Raw genomic sequence first — 21666 nt, forward strand, 5'->3', positions numbered from 1 at the left:
ATTTGCTTTAAAAGCCTAAAATTAAAAAATAGGGCTTGAAATGGAGATTACACAGACATTAGAGTCAATTACTATAGTAACTGATGATTGCGATCTGTATCTAAATCTTATTTATAAAATTCGCCAAAGTTTTGCTAATGTGATTGGTACTCGTGATAGAATTATTATATTTTATAGCGAAAATGAGCTGATCCAGCGTAAATATTTGCTAAAATTTATAGCAAATTTATATAAAAAAACTGTCGGTAGCGGAGTAGAGTTTTGGCTAACTCATCATAAAAATATCAAGCTAGTCTATAAAAATCCGACCTCGCTTCAGGTGTTAATAGATATAGATATCAGATTTGAAGAGTTAAAAGTGCTATTTGATTTAAAAAATAGCGAGGAGTTATTTGCTAAATACCTAATGCGTGGTTTTAATGATGCAAATTGTGAATATTACCCACGACAAAATTGGCTGCTTTTTACTCCGCAAAGTCTAAGAGATATAGAGAGTCTCTCAAATATTATAAATAGCAGAGAGCATCTTAAATATGTAGTAAATTTCAACTACGATAAAGAGGAATTTGAGCGATTTAAACGCCGTTTTAATGTGCTAAATTCTAAAGAGTATAAACGAAGATTTAGTATGCTAGCTACTCTTTTAGAAGAGCATTTTCATACGCTTGGGTGTGAAGTTGGTGATGATTATGAGACGGTTCGAGCAAGTTATTTAAATTTAACTAAAGTTTATCATCCAGATCGTCACGCTACTAAATCAGATAAAATTCAAAAAGACTATACAGATAAATTTCAAAAAATTGGTCTAGCGTATGAAGCGTTAAAACCATATTTTAAAGAACAAAAAAACTATATAAACTCATAAGGATAAATATGAAACTAGGTGTAAATATCGATCATGTCGCTGTATTAAGAGAAGCTAGAAGGGTAAATGATCCAAATATTTTAAATGCAATGTTTACTGCTATTAATGCTGGCGCAGATCAGATCACAATACATTTGCGTGAAGACCGCAGACATATAGATGATACAGATACTATAAATATTATAAATCTTTGTACTATTCCAGTAAATTTAGAGTGCGCTACTGCTATTACTGATATTGTACTAGAGCTCTCTCCTCATCGTGCTACGATAGTTCCTGAGAGGCGTGAAGAGTTAACTACTGAGGGTGGATTAAATTTAGCTAGTCCAGAACTACCTAGTACCATAGCAGCTATGAATGAGACTGGAATTGATGTTTCACTTTTTATCGATCCAAACTCAGATGATATAATAGCAGCTAAAGAGTTAGGAGCTAATACTATTGAATTGCATACTGGAAGCTTTGCTAATGCCTATTTAATGGCGTATTCAAATATTCCAAAGACTAAATTTAGTATAAAATCATTAGAACATACAAATGCTAAAGAGGCGCTTGAATTTGAGCTAGATAGATTAAAAAAGGCTGCTAAATTTGCTAAAAATATAGGACTAAATGTCGCTGCAGGCCATGGACTAAACTACCAAAATGTAGGTTTAATAGCAAATATCCCAGAGATTTTTGAGCTAAATATCGGTCAAAGCATTATAGCTCGCTCAATCTTTACTGGATTAAGCCAAGCTATAAAAGATATGAAAGAGTTAATCAAATGAAACCCAAAATTGCAATTAGTGTAGGCGATATAAATGGCATTGGAATTGAGATTGCGTTAAAAGCTCATAAAGAGATTAGTAAAATTTGCCAACCAATATATTTTATAAACTCTAAGCTTTTAAACCAAGCAGCTAAAATCTTAAATATCAATATTCCAAAGAATTTTGAGATTTATGAGTGTGGTGATGATTTTGAGATAAAGCCAGGTAAAGTAAGCAAAAAAAGTGGCAAATTCTCATTTATTAGCTTTGAAAATGCACTAAATTTCACTACTAAAGGAAAGGCCAGCGCTCTTGTAACCTTGCCAATTAATAAAGAGAGCTGGAAAAAAGCTAAGATTCCATACAAAGGCCATACTGATGCCTTAAGTGATTATTTTAAAACTAGTGCTATTATGATGCTAGGCTGCGGGAAGCTTTATGTTGCACTATTTAGTGATCATACGCCACTTAAAGATGTTAGTAAAAAGATTAAATTTAATAAAGTTAAAAATTTCTTATTAGACTTTTATGCTTCAACTAAATTTAGCAAAGTAGGCGTTTTAGGCTTTAATCCTCATGCTAGTGATAATGGAACTATTGGAGGCAAAGAAGAATTAGAGATAAAAATGGCTATAAAAGCAGCCAATGCTACAATCGGTAAAGAAATTTTTATCGGTCCGCTTGTACCTGATGCTGCATTTACCCCAAATTCACTAAAATCTACTAATCGTCTAATAGCTATGTATCACGATGTAGGCTTAGCACCGCTTAAGGCGTTATATTTTGATCGCTCAATTAATATTAGTTTAAATTTGCCAATCATCCGTGCTAGTGTAGATCATGGAACTGCTTTTGATATTGCGTATCAATCTAAAGCAAGGGTTGAAAGTTATATAGAATCAGTAAAATATTGCATAAATTCAGTCAAAATTCAAGCCTAAAAAGCTAAAATAGAAGAAATTTTTTGGAGGTATTGCTTGGGTAGGGACAATTTATTTTTTACTTCAGTTTTTATTATTTCTTTAGTTGTCTTTTTTATATGGGGATATGGATATATATCAAGCCATCATTTAATCTTTTTTATTTTAGCTAGTGTTTTTGGCATATTTATGGCCTTTAATATTGGCGGTAATGATGTTGCTAATGCATTTGGTACAAGCGTGGGAGCTAAGACTCTTACTATTAAACAAGCGCTAATAATCGCAGCTGTATTTGAGTTAAGTGGCGCTATATTTGCTGGAGCTGAAGTTACAAATACTATTAGAAGTGGTATTGTTATACTACCAAATAACGGTGATATCAATCCTATGATTTTTGCTGCTGTTATGCTCTCAGCTCTTATGAGTTCTGGAATTTGGCTATTTGTAGCGACTAAAAAGGGCTTGCCAGTATCTACTACTCACTCTATCGTTGGTGGTATCGTAGGGTCTGGCCTTATGATGGGGTATTTATACTATGATAATGGCAATACCTTAGATATGGTTAAATGGAGTTCTATTGGTAGTATTGCTCTTAGCTGGGTTTTATCTCCGTTAATGGGTGGAGTTATTGCTTATATCGTTTATGGTTATATCAAAACTAAAATTATAACTCCAAGTATGGATCTACATACTCAGATTAAAGCGATAAAAGCACAAAAAAGAGCATTTAAAGAAAATTATATAAACGAGCTTTCTAGCAAGAGCCAGTCGCAACAAATTCAAGAGCTTAAAGCTATTGCCATGAGTTATGATGAAAAAATCATAGGCAGTGGTCCTTTTAGAGATAAGATTAGAGAGTTTAAAGGACAAGAAAAATTAATTGATACAATGAAATATATGAGACTTCATATCCCGATTTTAGCAGCAGTTGCAGCGATGATTATCTCATCTACATTGCTATTTAAAGGGTTAAAGCATATGAACTTAAACTTTAGCACAATTGAGACTATATGGATTTTATGTGTTATTGGTACAGTTGCATATTTGCTTAGTTTCTCGATTATTAATATGATGAAAAGAGATAATCCGCAAAAAGGGATTAATAGAATCTTTGGTTGGTTTCAGATATTTACTGCTTCGTCTTTTGCGTTTTCTCACGGTGCAAATGATATCGCTAATGCCGTTGGGCCATTTGCTGCGATTTTAGATGTGTTAAAAAGTGGCGCTATTAATAGCACTACAGTGATTCCTACAGTAGCTATGGTTACATTTGGCGTAGCACTTGTTGTGGGGTTATGGTTTTTAGGTAAAGAGGTGATAACTACTGTTGGGAGTAAGCTTACAGAGATTTTGCCTACGACTGGATTTAGTGCGGAGTTATCAGCAAGTATAGTTATATTAATCGCTACAAAAATGGGATTACCTATTAGCTCTACTCATGTTTTGATAGGAGCGGTACTTGGTATTGGATTATATAATCGCAATGCCAACTGGGGAATGTTAAAGCCAATTGGTCTAGCATGGGTAATTACTTTACCAATAGCAATGATAGGCTCTGCTATTGGATTTGTAATAGTAGTAAATGTACTAGGATTATGATAATTTAGCAGGGATTTCCTGCTAAATTTGCTGGTTTGGGAATGATATTTGCTTGTAAAATTCCTAAATTTTTAGGAGAGTGCAAATGCGTATAACCAACCAGCTTATGAATTTCAATAATGTCTATAACTACCAAAAGAACTCCAACTCACTATATAAGTCTCATCAGGCTTTTAGTACAGGGTTAAAAATCAATTACGCTTATGAAGGTAGCGGTATCTATGTCGATGCTGCTAGGCTGGAGTATGAGAGTAATCTACTCAAACAAGTAGAATCTACAACACTAAAGGCTACTGAATTTTCAAAAAATAGCGATAAGGCGTTAAATGATTTTGTGCTAAAGCTAACTGAATTTAAAACCAAACTAATCCAAGCAGCTAATGATATTCACGATGTAACTTCTCGTAATGCTATTGCTAATGACCTAGAAGGTATCAAGCAAAATCTAATCGATATAGCTAATACTACCATAAATGGCCAGTATCTATTCTCAGGAACTGCGCTAGATACTATGCCAATTGATGATTTAGGCAACTATAATGGTAATGCTGAGAGTATAAAAGCAGTAATTGGCACTAATCAAACTTCTAACTACAATATCAACGGTCAATCACTATTTCTAGGTTCGGATAATGATTATAAAAAGGTTATAACGACAAATGTGAATTTGGTTAATAATTATAATAAATTTGCTAATCCTGATGAGCCAATCAAATATGTTGGGCTTGGAGATGATTTAAGAGATTTAATAGGTACTAATTATCGTAGCGAAGAATTTAATAAAGCTAATCCGCCAAAAGAGGATGATTTTACAAAAGATGCAGTAAAAGATCAACCAACTACATTTTTCCTACAAGGTAGAAAACCAGATGGCTCTACATTTTCTACCAAGGTAACTATGACCCCAGACTCATCTATCCAAAGCCTACTAGATAATATCGGCTACGCTCTAGGCAATGATAAAGAAGGCAAAAATCCACTAGTTCAAGTAGCGTTAAATAATAGCGGCCAAATCGAAATAACTGATATTAGAAATGGTAATCAGATGATGGAGCTTCATCTATTTGGCCTTACTCCGCAACAATCAACTGAGAAGTATAAGGTTGGTGAATATGAGATTAATATTGACCCTCAAACATCTGGCAATTATAAAATAACAACTACAAAAGACGCTAATGGCAATATAACTGAAATTACAGCAGTAAACAATAATAACAATCAAACATATACAATTAATTTAAGTAATACTAACCAACTTCAAGTTAATAATCAAGTTGTACAAAATATCGGTAATCCACCATTTACACTAGATTTAAACGATCTTGGCAATAATGGTATAGATGCAACTGATTTTACTGCATTTAATCCAAATAATGCTGATCAAGTTCGTGAAATGTCTAGCACCAAAGTTCGTGATAAAGATGGTTCATGGGTTGATGTAAGTGACTTAACCGATTTAGAAACTATCGAAGAAAATGTCAAAAATGGCAAAGTATATTTAACTGAATTTATCAAAAGCGACTTTAAAGACACTCTAGGGGTTAAAAACGATGCTACTGACTATAACAAGCTACAGTTTGCCCAAAAAGATAATATCCTAACTGGTTCAGTCTCTCAAGTAGTCAAGGGTAAAAATACATTTGCTACTGATGCTACTAAGCTAAAAGATGTAGCTGGTGCTGGACTGCAAGATAACCCTGATAGCAATATGACTATGCATATCAAATCTAAAAATGGTAAATATTATCAAGTTAAGATAGATTTTAGCGATCCGCTCTCAGCTAGTGTTCCTAAAGCCACGCAACTCACCATCACTGAAACCAACGCAGATGGAACGCCGATAATTCCGCCAGGTGGATTCACACCAGTCCCAGTCTATCAAGGCAATATAATGTTAGGCAAGTATAATGAAGCTACTAAAACCACAGATGGGGTCGTAACTCAAGCTGATGATATAAGCTATAAACAGTTAAATGATATAGTAGCTATGGTAGCAGCGGGTAACTTACCAGATGATAGAGTGGGTAACACGGTAGCAAAAAATTTAAGTGATCAAAATTTATTCCCAAATGTGGCAATTAATAATGCTAATGATCTTAAAACAAGATTAAAAACCAATGTTAATGACCCTGCTACAGAAGCTATAATAGATCAAGCAGTAGATGCGGCTGGGCTTACTTTTCCAGTAACTAACAAACAAGAAGCCATAGGCAAGGTAAAAGATCTTATAATCAATAACGCAGATTACGCTACAGCTAGATTTGAAGCTTATAATAAAGCTGTAGATGGTGCTAATGCTAGTGTAAATGTAGAGCTAAATTATAGAGGCCAAATGCAAATCACAGACAAAAGCGCAACCGTATCAAATATAGAAATATCTATTTTTGAGACTTTTAGTGCTGATAAACCTGAATTTGGTAAAGAGGCTAACTCTACAGTCGCAGGGTCGCTATTTAATTTTAATGCTAATAATATGATTAGCATAGATGAGCCAAGTGTGGATATTTTTAAAGATTTAGATGCTATGATAGCAGCTGTAAGAGATGGTAGCTATAGAGGCAATCCAGATGGTACTAACGCTCGTACTACTGGAATCCAAGGCGCTCTAAAGAGAATTGACCATATCCAAGACCATGTAAATAAACTCCACACGCAGATTGGTTCATATACTAATGTATTAGAGAGTTCTAGCTCACGAGCTAGTATGTTATATGTTAATGTGGAGAGTATTAAAAATGATGTTATTGGCGCTGATTTGGGTGAGAGTATGCTAATTTATAAACAGTATCTAACACAGTTTGAAGCAATGCTACAAACTTCATCAATGATTAGTAAAATTAGCCTACTTAATTATATGTAATATAGCTATTATAAAGTATTTATAAAATTTAAAAATAGTCGCTATTTGCTAATTTTATTAGCTTAAAATGGCGGCTTAAATCGCTTTTTAATCAATACAAACTAAGCAATATATAACAAAATTTTTGATATAATCAGCGGATTTTTCAAGTTTTATTCAAGGATTTTACGATTTTGCGAGAGATTTTGCTGGTTGTAGCTATCTGTGTGCTTGTATATCTTGGTGTGGCAACTATCGTTCCGCATGCTTCATTTGTGGGGAGTTATGGTGGCGCTTTAGGCTGGTATAATGCAAGACTATTTGGCTATGCATCATATTTTTACCCATTTATTTTGTTATATCCTGCTTATAATTTATATAAATCTTATACGAAATTTAGCCTAAAAATAGCTGGAAATATCATTGGATCGCTGATGTTATTTTATGCTTTTTTATTGCTTTGTGCGATGTTTAATCCTATAGCTGGCGGCATAGTTGGTGGATTTAGCTATGAGGCGCTTGGGAGTGTGATTGGTAGTATTGGGACATTTATTTTTATTTTAATGATATTTTTTATTGGATTTGGGCTTAGCTTTGATGATAGGCTCGATGTAATGATAAAAAAGGCATTTGTAGTTAAATCTATACCTAAATTTAGCCCAAATTCAGCCTTAGAATCTAATATTAAAGATGACGAGATATCTCAGTTTCAAGAGGTAAAATTTAACAATAATAATCTAGAAGTAGCTAAATCACAAAGCGCTACACCTGAGCCTAAAGTATCAAAATCTAGAAAAAAATCCCAACAAAAAGAGCTTGATGAAGTAGATATAGATAATATAGATGAAGTTGATAGATTTAGCGAATTTAATATAGATGATGAGCAAAACCAAATTCCAAGCAAGATTACTCAAGATACTGATATATCTTTGTTAAAAGAGCCAAAATCAACATCAAGTGGCGCTATAATCCTTAATGAAGTAGCTGAAAATAAACAGCTTTTAAGCCAAATTGAGACTGGCAAAATAGAAAAGCCAAAGGATTTTATGTTGCCAAGTTTGGATTTTTTAAAGGATCCACCAAAGCGTAGTAAGGCTATAAATGAGGTTGAAATAGATCAAAAAATTGCTGATTTGCTAGATAAATTAAGGCGTTTTAAAATCGATGGCGATGTAGTAAGAACCTATTCTGGTCCAGTGGTTACGACATTTGAGTTTAAACCAGCAGCCCATGTAAAAGTAAGCAAAATCCTAACTCTTCAAGATGATTTAGCTATGGCGTTAAAGGCTCAAACTATTAGAATTCAAGCCCCAATCCCTGGTAAAGATGTAGTTGGGATAGAGATTCCAAATAAAAATATAGAGACTATATATCTAAAAGAGATATTACAAAGCGATATCTATAAAAATGCCAAAAGTGAGCTTACCTTAGCACTTGGCAAGGATATCGTAGGCGATCCATTTATAACTGACCTTAAGAAATTACCACACCTTTTAATCGCTGGAACCACAGGAAGTGGCAAAAGTGTCGGGATCAATGCAATGGTTTTGAGCCTTTTGTATCGTAATTCACCTAAAACTCTGCGCCTTATAATGATAGATCCTAAGATGCTTGAGTTTAGTATGTATAATGATATACCGCATTTGCTAACACCTGTGATAACTGAACCTAAAAAGGCCATAGCGGTCTTAGCGAATTTGGTTGCTGAAATGGAGCGTAGATATAGGATAATGAGCCAAACTCGCACAAAAAATATAGAGAGTTATAATGAAAAGATGAAAAAAGAAGGCGGTGAAACCTTGCCTTTTATAGTAGTTATCATAGATGAGTTAGCTGATCTTATGATGACAAGTGGCAAGGATGTGGAGTTTCATATAGGTCGCTTAGCTCAAATGGCTAGAGCTAGTGGAATTCATCTAATAGTAGCAACACAACGCCCAAGTGTAGATGTAGTAACTGGGCTTATAAAGGCGAATTTGCCAAGTCGCATAAGCTATAGAGTAGGGCAAAAAATCGATAGCAAGGTTATCTTAGATCAGATGGGAGCAGAGAGTTTGCTGGGGCGTGGAGATATGCTCTTTACACCACCTGGAAGCCCTGGAGTAGTCAGGCTACATGCGCCATTTGCTAGTGAAGAGGAGATTGATCATATAGCTGAGTTTTTAAAAGCTCAAGAGAGTGTTGTGTATCAAGAGAGCTTTTTAAAAGATGATAATGCTAGTAATAGCAGTATCGGAGAATTTAGCGGTGAAATAGATGAGCTTTATGATGAGGCTAAGGAGATAGTCTTAAGCGAAGAAAAAACATCTATAAGCTATTTACAAAGACGATTAAAAGTAGGCTATAATAGAGCTGCAAGCATAATAGAACAGCTTGAACAAAATGGCGTATTAACTCCGCCAAATTCAAAAGGTCAACGAGATATAATAAGATAGGAGAGTATAATGATATTTGATGATATTTTTGGTGGTCAGCCTAAGGATAAATTTTTTGATATTGTCTATAATGCTAATCGAAATATAGTAGAAAATGAGCTTGAAATTTTATTTAGTGAGCTTGTAGCATTAAGAGAGCTGGCTGAGAGTAGCGGTATTACACAAGTTCAATTAGATAGCTTTAAGGCGTTAAATCCAGATGCTATGGAGAGCGGACTAAATGATATATATATAGATATTACAGGGAAAATATTAACACAAAATGAGTAGATTAACTCTTTGGCTTTTGCCATTTTTTTGTTTTGGGTTGCTATATGGTGTAGCTCCAAAATGGACACATCAGAAGGAATTTATTCTTAAAAAAGATGAGAAGGCTAAGATTATATTTTTTGAAAGGCGCCATCAGATAAAAGATGAATTTGAGTTTTCGTGGACTCTTTATGATAATACAAATTTAGTAGTCCATACTAAATTTAGAAAATATCCACGCCAGATTGTCTTAAGTCTTAGGCGAGGATTAGAGATGTATCGTCAGCCGATTTTGGCATTTATTAAAAATCCACTTGTAGATAATGTGGATTTATATCTACTCTTTAAAGAGTATAGACATTATGATGGCAGTGTAGTATTTGACGCATTGATAATGGATCAAAGTGCTAGAGTTGAGATAGAGTATATACCAGATAGATAGGAAGTTTTATGGTTGATAAGATTTTATATGAGTTTGTCAAGGAGTGTGGTTATAACAGAGCTCTTGAGATGTTTAATAATATTAGTAGTGGCAAAAAGCTACGAAGCAAGCTAATTTTAAAAATAGCTGGTCAAAATGAGACTTCGCTTAGGCTATGTGCGGTAATAGAGCTTATACACTTAGCAAGTTTATTACACGATGATGTCATAGATGACTCTACTATTAGGCGTGGTAAGCCTAGTATAAATGCGCTTTTTGGTTCTAAAAACGCAATAATGCTAGGTGATATCTTATACTCTAAGGGCTTTTATGAGATTGTAAGCTTAAATCCGCAAATTGCCAAAATCATCTCAAAAGCGGTTTTAAATCTTAGTATTGGCGAGATGATGGATGTGGATCTTGGGAGTAAATTTAGCCCAAATTTAGATGAATATCTAAAAATGATAGAGCTTAAAACGGCAGTCTTGATAGAAGCAGCAGCAAGAAGTGCAGCTATAATAGCTGGTATAGATAGTGATTCATATGCAAATTACGGCAGAAATTTAGGCCTAGCATTTCAAATTGTAGATGATATACTTGATATTAGCGCTAATGTAGCTACACTTGGTAAGCCTGCATTTAGTGATTATAAAGAGGGCAAGACAACTCTTCCATATATCTTTTTATATAATGCCTTAAATTTAGATGATAAAGAGATTTTAAAAAGCCTATGGGGCAAAGAGCTTGATAAGGGTGAAATTAAATGGATTAAAGATAAATTTGATGAGTTTGATATCATTCAAAAATGCAAAGAATTTGCTAAAGATTTAGGTGCTAAAGCTATAGCCTCAGTAAGCGATGAAGAGCTAAAGGATATAGTCACAAGTATGATAGATAGGGAGTTTTAATGCATTATATAAGTATTAGCTTTACGCATAAAAATACAGATATTAGTATCAGAGAGAAGCTATCATTTGCTGATGAGAGTCGCAAAAAAGAGATATTAAGACTATTAAGCGCTAATGAAAAAATCATAGAATCCATGGTGCTAAGCACCTGTAATAGAGTAGAAGTTTTTGCGTATGTAGCTGATATAAAAGAGTGTGTTAGACATATTTTAAACTCAATATCTATTTTAACCCTTGTGCCATATGAGGCTTTGGAGCTTAGGGCTGATATATATGAAAATGATGGGGCTATCCACCATCTATTTGCCGTGGCTAGCTCACTTGATAGCCTTGTAATTGGCGAGACGCAGATAGCAGGTCAGTTAAAAGAAGCTTTTAAATTTGCTTATGATAATGGAAATTGCGGTGATAATATCAGCTATGCTATACATTTTGGGGCTAAATGTGCGTCTAAGATTAGGGCTGCTACTACAATTAGTAAAAATCCAGTATCAGTCTCAAGCGTAGCAGTAGCAAAAGCCAAAGAGATATATGGCAATCTAGGTGGAATGAGCGCTGTGGTAGTGGGTGCGGGTCAGATGAGTGCCTTGGCGTGTAAGCATCTTATTCACTCTAAGGTCAATGTAATTATCGTAAATAGAGATATAAATAGAGCTAAAAATTTAGCTAGTGAGCTAGGTGAGCTTGCTAGTGTGGCTGAATTTAGTAGATTAAAAGAGCTTATCAATAGATATCAACTCATATTTAGTGCCACAGGTGCCAATGAGCCTATAATAACTGATGAGATTATAGAGTCAGTTGAGTTTAATAGATATTTTTTCGATATCGCTGTGCCTAGGGATATTGATTTGAGTTATAGTGATAATATATCAGTTTATGCTGTTGATGACTTAGAAAGCATAGTAAAAAGCAATTTAAATTTGCGTGAGGAACAAGCTGGCGTAGCATATGCAATAGTAGGAGAGATGACGGCTGAGTTTTTTAAGTGGCGCTCATCACAAAATAGCACGCCAGCTATCAAAGCCCTTAGATTTAAAGCTAAGAATATAGCCGAATTAGAGATAGAAAAAGCGATTAAAAAAGGCTATATCAAACGCTGTGATGAAAATGAAGCTAGAAAGCTAGTTCATCAAGTTTTCAAGGCATTTTTACACACGCCAACTATGCGTTTAAAAGATAAAAATAGTGATGATATACTTGGTGTGCTTGAGTATCTATTTGATATTAAAATTGATAAAATAGAATTAAAAGAGGAAGAGTAGATGAAATTTACCAAATTATATATCCCAACACTAAAAGAGGCGCCAAAAGACGCAACCTTGCCTAGCCATCAGTTTTTGCTTAGGGCTGGATTTATCCAACAAACTGGTAGTGGGCTTTATAACTTCTTACCGCTTGGCAAAAGAGTGTTAAGAAAGATAGAAAATATCATTAGAGATGAGATGGATAGAGCCGGAGCAAATGAAGTATCTATGAGCTTTGTCGTGCCTAGTGAATTATGGAAGCAAAGTGGGAGATTTTTTAAATTTGGAAGTGAGCTTTTAAGATTAAATGATAGAAAAGGAAATGACTATATCCTAGGGCCAACTCATGAAGAGAGCGTGGTGGATATGGTGCGCGGAAGAGTAAATAGCTATAAGCAACTACCTTTGAATTTATATCAGATTGGATTAAAATTTAGAGATGAGGCTAGACCTAGATTTGGGCTTTTGAGATGTCGTGAGTTTATAATGAAAGATAGTTATAGTTTTCATTCTAGCTATGAAGATTTAAAGCGTGAGTTTGACTTGATGCAAGAGACCTATAGCAAGATTTTTACTAGACTTGGGCTAAATTTTAGATGTGTTGAAGCTGATAGTGGCGCAATTGGTGGAAGCGGAAGTAAAGAGTTTATGGTGCTTGCTGATAATGGTGAAGATGATATTTTAATCAGTGATAGTTCAGATTACGCTGCAAATATTGAAGCTGCTAAAAGGGCTAAACGCACTTGTAGTGCAGAACGCCCACAAAGCAATGGAATGCTTAAATTTCATACGCCTAATTGTAGTACTATCGCAAGTGTGAGTGAGTTTTTTAAAGTTGATCCATTTTATACTATTAAGGCTGTTATCAAAAAGGCTATATATGAAGATAGAAGCGAAGTTGTGATATTTTTCTTAAGGGGAGATGATGAACTTCAAGAGACTAAGGCCTTAAATGCTTGTGGAGCATTAGAGCTATTAGACGCTGATGAAAAGGATATTAGCGAAGCTAAATTAGTAGCTGGATATTGCGGGCCAATCGGGCTACCTGAGGGGATTAATTTCTATATTGATAGTGAGCTTGATGGCGAATATGAGATGATTTGTGGAGCAAATCAAAAAGATTATCACGCAATTGGTGTAAGCATTATAAATTTCAATAAAGATAGATTTAAAGATTTAGTAGCTGTAAAGGCTGGAGATAAAGCGCTTGATGGTGGTACTCTTAGTATGACTAAAGGTATAGAAGTCGGCCATATATTTCAATTAGGCGATAGGTATTCAGCGGCGATGGATGCTACATTTTTAGATGAAAATGGCAAGGCAAAGCCGTTTATAATGGGATGTTATGGTATCGGTGTGAGTAGGTTAGAAGCTGTGATTATAGAGTCTAGCCATGATGATAAGGGATGCGTATGGAAAAAAGAGTGCGCTCCATTTAGCGTCCATATCATAGTATCAAATTTCAAAGATGAAGCTCAGGCTAAATTTGCTTTAGAATTAGAAAGCAGACTTGAGAGCTTTGGAATTGAGGTGTTATTAGATGATAGAGATGAGAGGTTTGGTGTAAAGATGGCCGATTTTGAGCTGATTGGAAATCCATTTGGTGTAGTAGTAGGCAAAGGACTAGCTAATGCAGAAGTAGAATTGATAATCAGAGATGGTTTAATAAAAGAAAAAGTTGCTTCTAGCGAAATTTTAGGCAAATTAAAAGAGCTTGTATGATTAGAATTTCATTGCTACCATATATCTTTTTAGAGATAGTATTGGTTGTTTTATATGTATTAGAATTTGGATTTTTTAGTCTATTTAGTGAGATTTTTCTTAGTGCATTACTTGGCGTAATTTTAATACTAAATTATGGATTTGCTAATTTATTTCAAAATATAAACTACTTTAATATCAAAGATATTTTTGGTAGTTTGGGGCTTGCTATTGGTGGATTGGCCCTTATAATTCCTGGAATGTTAAGCGATATTTTTGGGGTAATTGTGATCGGAGTTGCTTTAGCTTTAAAAATTTATTCTAAATTTAGTACTCCTAGGTATCAAAATAATCAAAATAAATATCGTCAAACCAATCATAATGATGATATAATAGATGTAGAGATTATAGAGGAGAGATAGATGAATATTAAAATCGCAAGCAGAAATAGCGCATTAGCACTTTGGCAGACATATCATATTAGAGATCTTTTAGAGGCTCGTGGTCATAATATAGAGATTATTACTATGAAGACTAAAGGCGATGTTATTTTAGATACACCACTAGCTAAGATCGGTGGTAAGGGTTTATTTACCAAAGAGCTTGAGAATGCGATGCTTGATGGAAGGGCTGATATTGCTGTGCATAGTTTAAAAGATGTACCAACTACATTTCCAGATGGGTTAAAATTGGCCTGTGTTTGTAGTAGAGAAGATATAAATGATGCTATGCTAAGTATGAATTTTAAAAGCTTTGATGAGCTTCCAAATGGTGCAAGGGTTGGAACAACATCTTTGCGTAGAAGAATGCAACTTCTAGCTCTTAGACCTGATTTAGAGATTATCTCGCTTCGTGGAAATGTAAATTCTAGAATTGCTAAGCTTAGAGATGGCGAATTTGATGCTATTATACTTGCTATGGCTGGAATTAATCGTCTTGAACTCTATAAAGAGGTAAATTATGTATCTTTGCTTAATACTATTGCAGCAATGGGGCAAGGAGCTTTGGGTATTGAAGCAGTAGATAGGGCTGATATTTTAGAGGCGATTGAGTTTTTAAATGATGAAAAGAGCGTTATAGAAACTACTATTGAGAGAGCATTTGTGCATAAATTAAATGGCGGGTGTCAAGCCCCAATTGGAGTAAGCGCAAGATTAGATGGTGATAAAATTTTCGTTAGAGCAATTTTAGGTACTCCAGATGGTAAAGAAATATTAAAAGATGAAAGAGTCTTTAATAAGGCTAAATATAAAGAAGCTGGAGAAATTTTAGCTGATGAGTTTATAAATAAAGGAGCTAAGGAGATTTTGGCTAGGGCTGAAGAGATAGCAAGTCAAATTTGAGTAATAAAATAATTTTATTTTAAAAATGTTTATTTATATTCAATATAATCGCAAATTAATTTTTTTACTGAGGGCATTTATGGGTATTATTCATAAATTATTTTTTAGTATGGGCTCAGCCGTTGTATTTTTCTTGATTTTTGCGTTTGCTAGTGGTGCTGCGACAATTATTGAGAGTATTTATAATACACAAACTGCTTGGGCTTTGGTCTATGGTGCTGGATGGTTTGCGTTAATTCAGCTGATTTTGGGGGTGAATTTAGTTTATAATATCTATGAATATAAACTTTTTAAGCTTAAAAAACTCCCCGCTTTTATATTTCACTTAAGCTTTTTATTTATTTTAGTTGGTGCGGGTATCACGAGATATTTTGGTTTTGAAGGGCATATGAGTATCCGTGAAAATGATAGTAGCAACGAGATAAGAACAATGCAAAGCTATATCCAAATGATCTCAAGCGATGGTAATAATACCTACACAGTCTCTGAGCCAAAATATATATCTAGTACTATTGGAAATGATTTTAATCTAAGACTCAATATCCATGATAAATTGGCCACTTTGAAATATAAAGATTTTACCCCAAATGCTACGCCAGCTTGGATCGATAGCCCTAATGGTGAGGCGGTTTTGGAACTTATGTTTTCTGATGAGAGCAATAGCGAGTCAGTTACTATGAAACTTGGGGATAAATTCGAAGTTGGCGATATGAGCTTTAGCTTTGGTGCCAAACCTACAAAATCCAAATATATCCAAATTTATATTAAAGATAGTAAATTTTATATAAAAACCAATCAAGATATAAGCTATATGGTGATGAGCGATATGAGTAAAGGCCAATTGCCAAAAGATACAGAAGTTGAGTTTGCTGGGCTTAGACTATATAGCATTGGTGGTGTGAATTTCGCACCTAGAACGATGAAGGTAAGTGCTATAAAAGGTGTGAAAAAAGCTGGCGAAAATGTAGTTGGAGCAGATACTATCATAGCAACCCTAAGCTATAATAACGATAGCAAAGATGTTGCGATATTAAGCAATTACCCGCCTGAAGCAGTGGAGGTCGGCGGACAGAAATTCTATGTAGCGTGGTCACCGATGGCTATAACCTTGCCATTTAGTATCTATCTAAAAGATTTTGAGTTAGCTAGATATCCTGGGTCAAACTCACCAATGAGTTATAGCAGTGATGTAGTCGTAGAAGATGGGGATTTTAAGATGGATTATAGAATTTATATGAATAATGTGCTTGATTATAAGGGGTATAGATTTTTCCAAAGTAGCTATGATGCTGATGAAGGTGGTACTATCTTATCAGTCAATAGCGATCCGGGCAAATGGCCTACATATATTGGATATTTCTTGTTAACTTTGGGGCTTTTATTAAATGTTATGAATCCTCATTCAAGATTTAGAAAACTGGCTAAAGCCGTAAATGAGGCAAATACCAAGGCGCTTGGGCTGATTTTAATAGCTGGACTGGCAATATTTGGTGCTAAAAATAGCTATGCTCTAACAATGCCACAAATTCCACAAAGCCATATAGATAAGGTATCAACTCTAATTATACAAGGTTCAGATGGTAGAATGAAACCATTTGATACTATGGCACACGAGATTTTAAATAAAATTTACCGCAGTGATAAGTTTCAATCAATGGGTGCTAATGCTGTATTTTTATCAATGATGGCAAATTCAGAAAATTGGCGTTCCGTACCAATTATTAAAATTAGCGATGATGAGTTAAAAAAGGTATTAGGAATTCCAAAAAGTCAAAAATATGCTAGTTTTGATGATTTCTTTGGCCCTAATAAAGATGGTCAAATAGAGTATAAGCTAATTAAATTCACAGAACTTGCTAATCGCAAAGCACCGGCTACAAGGGGGCTTTTTGATAAAGATGTTATAAAAGCTGATGAGAAGCTAAATATTCTTTATATGGTATTTATAGGAGAGATGTTTAGAGTAATACCTAAAAAAGATGATTATAATAATACTTGGCTTAGTCCTGGTGGAGCACTTATGGAGCTTAGCGGTGAAGAGGCATCAAATGTAGCTATAATGCTACAAAGATATTTTACTGCAGTACTTGAAGCACAAGATAGTGGCGAGTGGAGTAAAGCCGATGAAGCTATAGAAGCGATTAAAAAATATCAGGCTGAATTTGGTGCAACCGTAATGCCAGCTAGTAATAGGGTAGATTTAGAATTAGCATTTAATAAATATAAGATATTTCAAAATTTAACTCCAGTATATCTTTTGGCCGGTTTTGCACTTTTAATAGTAGTGTTTGTTAAGATGTTACGCCCTAAAATTAAAATAAATTTAATTTTTAAAATTGTCTATTGGGTCAATATCTTAGCATTTATCGCTCACACTATTGGTATGGGACTTAGATGGTATATCGCAGAGCATGCGCCTTGGAGTGATGGATATGAGAGCTTGGTATTTATAGCTTGGTGTTTGGCATTTAGTGGGACAATGTTTGCTAGAAGTTCAGCTATATCACTAGCTTTGACATCTATTTTAGCTGGGGTTACTCTATTTGTAGCTCATCTTAGTTGGCTCGATCCGCAAATTACAAATTTAGTGCCGGTTTTAAAAAGTTATTGGCTTACAATCCATGTAAGCGTAATCACAGCTAGTTATGGATTTTTAGGGCTTTGTGCTCTTCTTGGGCTATTTACTTTAGTTTTATTTGCACTTCAAGGCAAAAATGAGAATAAAGAGCTTACTAGAAATATAATTGAAGCCACTAGAATCAACGAAATGGCGATGATTTTGGGTCTTAGCTTGCTTGTTGTAGGTAACTTCTTAGGCGGTGTCTGGGCTAATGAGAGTTGGGGAAGATACTGGGGCTGGGATAGCAAGGAGACTTGGGCTTTAGTTAGCATTTTAGTCTATGCGGCTGTAGTTCATATGAGATTTATACCAAAAGTCAATTCGCAATATGCCTTCGCTGTGGCGTCTATGTTTGCTTATAGTGCGATTATAATGACCTATTTTGGGGTGAATTTCTATTTAGTTGGTATGCATAGTTATGCAGCTGGTGATGCTGTACCAGTACCAAATTTTGTCTGGATAGCACTTGTGGTAATGGTAGTTATTAGCCTACTTGCTTATCGCAAAAGGTCATATAGCGCTAGACTGTAACTAAATTTAGGAGGTTTAAGTTGAACGAAAGTATTATATTTATTGCGATGGCTACAGTAGCTGTCGTTTTGGGTGTGATTGTCGTGGTTGTGATAAAATCGCTCAGCCGCGGCTCAAGCACACCAAAACAGACAACTCAGCAAAAAGAGGATGAGCCAAAGATCACTTTAGAAGATCTACTAATTATCGTATCTAATAAGGATTCAACCAAAGAAGAGATAGAAAGAGCATCATTGTATTTCATTCAAAAATTCCCAATTCCAGCAAAAAATCGTGGGCATGTACCTTCTAATGCAATTCCTTATCTTAAATTTATTTCATTAGTTTCAGGTCATAAAAAATCAGATGCTAAGCTAATCTCATATCTAACAAATGAGCTTGATAAACAGCATGCTGAGTATATTGCTGAGATCGAGCAGTATAAAAATATGGGACTTCGTGCTAGATTTTAACCATAGTAGGTAAATTTAGCTTTTTAAAGCAATCAAATAGCTATTAAATTTTTTGTCATAATTTGATAGCTATTTTTACATTTTCTCTAAATTTGAATTATAGAAAATTTAAAATATACTAAAATATAAAATCTAAGTTATTTTTTACTACTAAATTTTTATTTTTTTTGGTAGAATAATCAAAAATTTTTTTTAAAGGATGAAAATGGGCTTTTTTGAACAATACAATAGCGCTAAATATGAACGCGCAAAACTTGGTATTCCACCACTTCCGCTTACTAAAGAGCAGACAAAAGAGGTATGTGAATTACTTAAATCATCTGCTAGTGCTGAACTTGTTGATTTGTTAGCAAATCGTGTTAATCCAGGCGTTGATGACGCAGCTAAGGTTAAAGCTGAGTTTTTAAATGAGATTATAAATCACGGCTTAAATTGTAGTTTAATTAGCAAAATTGATGCTGTAAAAATGCTTGAGCCAATGCTTGGCGGATATAGCGTTATAGTGCTTGTGGCTACTCTTAGAAGTAGTGATGAGAGCGTAGCAAAAGCTGCAGCTGATGTATTAAAAAATACAATTTTTGTTCATGATTACTTCAATGATGTAGCGCACCTTGCTAAAGAGGGAAACAAATTTGCTGCTGAAGTTATCAAAAGCTGGGCAAATGCTGAGTGGTTTAAATCTAGAGATGATATCCCTGAAAAGATCGAGGCTATAGTATTTAAAGTCCCAGGCGAGACTAATACTGATGATCTAAGTCCAGCTAGTGAGGCATTTAGCCGCTCGGACATACCACTTCACGCCAATGCTATGTTAATGAAACGCCAACCAGGTAGTTTAGAAAAAATTGCCGAGCTTAAAAAAAGCGGTCGTGAAGTTGTCTATGTAGGTGATGTAGTTGGAACAGGTAGCTCAAGAAAGAGCGGTATCAACTCAATTCAATGGCATATAGGTCGTGAAATTCCAGGAATCCCAAACAAAAAAACAGGTGGTGTAATCCTAGGTAGCATTATCGCTCCAATATTCTTTAACACTGCTGAAGATAGCGGTGCTTTACCAATTATCGTAAATGTAGATGGCTTAGAAACCGGTGATGAGATTGAAATTTACCCACACAAAGGCGAGATAGTAAAAGATGGTACAGTGATAAAAACTTTCAAACTTGAGCCAAATACCCTAAAAGATGAAGTAAAAGCCGGTGGTAGAATCCCACTAATCATAGCTAGAAGCCTATGCGCTAAGGCTAGGGCTGAGTTGAATTTAGGCAGTGAAGATATCTTTATTAAACCAGCCCAACCTGCAAGTGATGATAGCGCAGGTTACACTCTAGCACAAAAAATGGTCGGCCGTGCGTGTGGCTTAGATGGTGTTCGCCCAGGTATGTATGTAGAGCCTATCACTCTAACAGTAGGTAGCCAAGATACAACAGGCCCAATGACAAGAGATGAGATCAAAGAGCTTGCAAGTCTTGGATTTTCAGCTGATTTTGTATTACAAAGCTTCTGTCACACAGCAGCTTATCCGAAACCAACAGACGCTTTAATGCATAAAACTTTACCAGATTTTATGATTAGTCGTGGTGGTGTGAGCTTAAAACCAGGTGATGGCGTTATTCACTCATGGTTAAATAGAATGGTTCTACCTGATTCAGTAGGAACAGGTGGGGACTCTCATACTCGTTTCCCTATCGGTATAAGCTTCCCAGCAGGTAGTGGTCTAGTGGCTTTTGCGGCGGTTTTAGGCTCAATGCCATTAAATATGCCAGAGTCAGTTTTGGTAAGATTTAGTGGTAAGATGCAACCAGGCATAACTCTAAGAGATCTAGTAAATGCTATCCCATATTACGCTATCAAAAAAGGTCTTTTAACAGTAGAGAAAAAAGGCAAAGTAAATGTATTTGCCGGTAAAGTGCTTGAGATTGAAGGCTTACCAGATCTTAAAGTAGAACAAGCATTTGAATTAAGCGACGCAAGTGCTGAAAGAAGTGCCGCAGCATGTGCTATCGCTCTAAATAAAGAGCCTGTAATAGAGTATCTAAAATCCAATATAACTCTAATTGACGCTATGATAGAAGCGGGATATGGCAGTGATAAAACTTTAGCTCGTCGTCGTGATAAGATGAAAAAATGGCTAGAAAATCCAGAGTTATTACAAGCTGATAAAAATGCGAAATACCACACTATAATTGAGATCAATATGGATGAGATCACTGAGCCGATTTTGGCGTGTCCAAATGACCCAGATGATGTGGCTACTCTAAGTGAAGTTCTAAATGATCCAAAACGCCCTAAAAATATAGATGAAGTTTTCGTAGGTAGCTGTATGACAAATATCGGCCATTATAGAGCTTTAAGCGAAGTCTTAAAAGGCGAAGGTCAAGTGCCTACTAGATTATGGGTTGTTCCACCTACAAAAATGGATGAAGCCCAATTAAGAGCCGAGGGTAGATACTCGCTATTTGGTGCAGCCGGTGCTAGGACAGAGGTGCCAGGATGCTCACTATGTATGGGTAACCAAGCTAGAGTAGCTGATAATGCTATAGTATTCTCAACCTCTACAAGAAACTTTGATAATCGTATGGGTATGGGCGCTCAAGTTTATCTAGGTTCTGCTGAGCTTGCAGCGGTGTGTGCTATGCTAGGAAGACTGCCAAGTGTAGAAGAGTATATGAAGATTGTTCCAGCTAAACTTGCTGGTAAAGAAGATGAGATCTATAAATATCTAAACTTCAACCTAATTGAAAACTACAAATTAGAAAACTAATTTATAAAACCCGCTTTATATAGCGG

The 21666-nt window shown here is 35.1% G+C and carries 16 protein-coding genes; all 16 read left to right on the top strand.

Features of this window, described 5'->3' with window-relative positions:
- The first annotated feature begins 40 nt into the window (after positions 1-40).
- The 16 genes from CIGN_RS03140 (at position 41) to CIGN_RS03215 (ending at position 21640) form a co-directional block, all read left to right on the top strand.
- Positions 41-865, top strand: coding sequence for an adenylosuccinate lyase (locus tag CIGN_RS03140; protein WP_086302192.1), 825 nt, complete (start codon positions 41-43; stop codon positions 863-865).
- A gap of 8 nt (positions 866-873) precedes the next feature.
- Entirely contained in the window at positions 874-1635 is a 762-nt protein-coding gene (locus CIGN_RS03145) for a pyridoxine 5'-phosphate synthase (protein WP_086224710.1), read from the top strand.
- Positions 1632-2558, top strand: coding sequence for a 4-hydroxythreonine-4-phosphate dehydrogenase (gene pdxA / locus CIGN_RS03150; protein WP_086302193.1), 927 nt, complete (start codon positions 1632-1634; stop codon positions 2556-2558). Before CIGN_RS03145 ends, pdxA begins: the two co-directional genes overlap by 4 nt.
- Positions 2559-2594: 36 nt before the next feature.
- A complete protein-coding gene (locus CIGN_RS03155) occupies positions 2595-4136 on the top strand; it encodes an inorganic phosphate transporter (protein ID WP_086241808.1) in 1542 nt (513 codons plus the stop codon).
- An 85-nt stretch (positions 4137-4221) separates the two neighbouring features.
- Entirely contained in the window at positions 4222-6996 is a 2775-nt protein-coding gene (locus CIGN_RS03160; protein ID WP_086302194.1) for a flagellin N-terminal helical domain-containing protein, read from the top strand.
- 173 nt (positions 6997-7169) lie between these two features.
- Complete coding sequence (locus CIGN_RS03165; protein WP_236844786.1) at positions 7170-9410, top strand: FtsK/SpoIIIE family DNA translocase; 2241 nt, start codon at positions 7170-7172, stop codon at positions 9408-9410.
- Between the two features lie 9 nt (positions 9411-9419).
- A complete protein-coding gene (locus CIGN_RS03170; RefSeq protein WP_086234088.1) occupies positions 9420-9680 on the top strand; it encodes a DUF2018 family protein in 261 nt (86 codons plus the stop codon).
- Positions 9673-10101 (top strand): hypothetical protein, encoded by a 429-nt coding sequence (locus CIGN_RS03175; protein ID WP_086226181.1) that lies wholly within the window; start codon positions 9673-9675, stop codon positions 10099-10101. The genes CIGN_RS03170 and CIGN_RS03175 overlap by 8 nt, the downstream gene beginning before the upstream one ends.
- A gap of 8 nt (positions 10102-10109) precedes the next feature.
- On the top strand, positions 10110-10988 hold the full coding sequence (locus CIGN_RS03180) for a polyprenyl synthetase family protein (RefSeq protein ID WP_086302195.1): 879 nt from the start codon (positions 10110-10112) through the stop codon (positions 10986-10988).
- Positions 10988-12250 carry a glutamyl-tRNA reductase gene (gene hemA / locus CIGN_RS03185; protein WP_086302196.1) on the top strand — a complete coding sequence of 421 codons (1263 nt, stop codon included), beginning with the start codon at positions 10988-10990 and terminating at the stop codon, positions 12248-12250. The genes CIGN_RS03180 and hemA overlap by 1 nt, the downstream gene beginning before the upstream one ends.
- A complete protein-coding gene (locus tag CIGN_RS03190; protein WP_086302197.1) occupies positions 12251-13954 on the top strand; it encodes a proline--tRNA ligase in 1704 nt (567 codons plus the stop codon).
- Positions 13951-14355 (top strand): FxsA family protein, encoded by a 405-nt coding sequence (locus tag CIGN_RS03195; RefSeq protein WP_086224701.1) that lies wholly within the window; start codon positions 13951-13953, stop codon positions 14353-14355. The genes CIGN_RS03190 and CIGN_RS03195 overlap by 4 nt, the downstream gene beginning before the upstream one ends.
- A complete protein-coding gene (gene hemC / locus CIGN_RS03200; RefSeq protein WP_086302198.1) occupies positions 14356-15276 on the top strand; it encodes a hydroxymethylbilane synthase in 921 nt (306 codons plus the stop codon).
- A gap of 79 nt (positions 15277-15355) precedes the next feature.
- The gene (locus CIGN_RS03205; protein WP_086302199.1) at positions 15356-18427 is read left to right on the top strand and encodes a cytochrome c biogenesis protein; all 3072 of its coding nucleotides are present in this window, start codon (positions 15356-15358) and stop codon (positions 18425-18427) included.
- Positions 18428-18447: 20 nt separating this feature from the next.
- Entirely contained in the window at positions 18448-18879 is a 432-nt protein-coding gene (locus tag CIGN_RS03210) for a hypothetical protein (protein WP_086302200.1), read from the top strand.
- Positions 18880-19084: 205 nt separating this feature from the next.
- Positions 19085-21640 carry a bifunctional aconitate hydratase 2/2-methylisocitrate dehydratase gene (locus tag CIGN_RS03215; protein WP_086302201.1) on the top strand — a complete coding sequence of 852 codons (2556 nt, stop codon included), beginning with the start codon at positions 19085-19087 and terminating at the stop codon, positions 21638-21640.
- Positions 21641-21666: the final 26 nt, after the last annotated feature.

It is taken from the genome of Campylobacter devanensis (assembly GCF_002139915.1).
In the GTDB taxonomy this organism is placed as follows: domain Bacteria; phylum Campylobacterota; class Campylobacteria; order Campylobacterales; family Campylobacteraceae; genus Campylobacter; species Campylobacter devanensis.

Bases quoted from the DNA above. Each gene is read 5' to 3' on its own strand.
- CIGN_RS03140 (WP_086302192.1), top strand. From the start codon at position 41: ATGGAGATTACACAGACATTAGAGTCAATTACTATAGTAACTGATGAT.
- CIGN_RS03145 (WP_086224710.1), top strand. From the start codon at position 874: ATGAAACTAGGTGTAAATATCGATCATGTCGCTGTATTAAGAGAAGCT.
- pdxA (WP_086302193.1), top strand. From the start codon at position 1,632: ATGAAACCCAAAATTGCAATTAGTGTAGGCGATATAAATGGCATTGGA.
- CIGN_RS03160 (WP_086302194.1), top strand. From the start codon at position 4,222: ATGCGTATAACCAACCAGCTTATGAATTTCAATAATGTCTATAACTAC.
- CIGN_RS03170 (WP_086234088.1), top strand. From the start codon at position 9,420: ATGATATTTGATGATATTTTTGGTGGTCAGCCTAAGGATAAATTTTTT.
- CIGN_RS03175 (WP_086226181.1), top strand. From the start codon at position 9,673: ATGAGTAGATTAACTCTTTGGCTTTTGCCATTTTTTTGTTTTGGGTTG.
- CIGN_RS03180 (WP_086302195.1), top strand. From the start codon at position 10,110: ATGGTTGATAAGATTTTATATGAGTTTGTCAAGGAGTGTGGTTATAAC.
- hemA (WP_086302196.1), top strand. From the start codon at position 10,988: ATGCATTATATAAGTATTAGCTTTACGCATAAAAATACAGATATTAGT.
- CIGN_RS03190 (WP_086302197.1), top strand. From the start codon at position 12,251: ATGAAATTTACCAAATTATATATCCCAACACTAAAAGAGGCGCCAAAA.
- CIGN_RS03195 (WP_086224701.1), top strand. From the start codon at position 13,951: ATGATTAGAATTTCATTGCTACCATATATCTTTTTAGAGATAGTATTG.
- hemC (WP_086302198.1), top strand. From the start codon at position 14,356: ATGAATATTAAAATCGCAAGCAGAAATAGCGCATTAGCACTTTGGCAG.
- CIGN_RS03205 (WP_086302199.1), top strand. From the start codon at position 15,356: ATGGGTATTATTCATAAATTATTTTTTAGTATGGGCTCAGCCGTTGTA.
- CIGN_RS03215 (WP_086302201.1), top strand. From the start codon at position 19,085: ATGGGCTTTTTTGAACAATACAATAGCGCTAAATATGAACGCGCAAAA.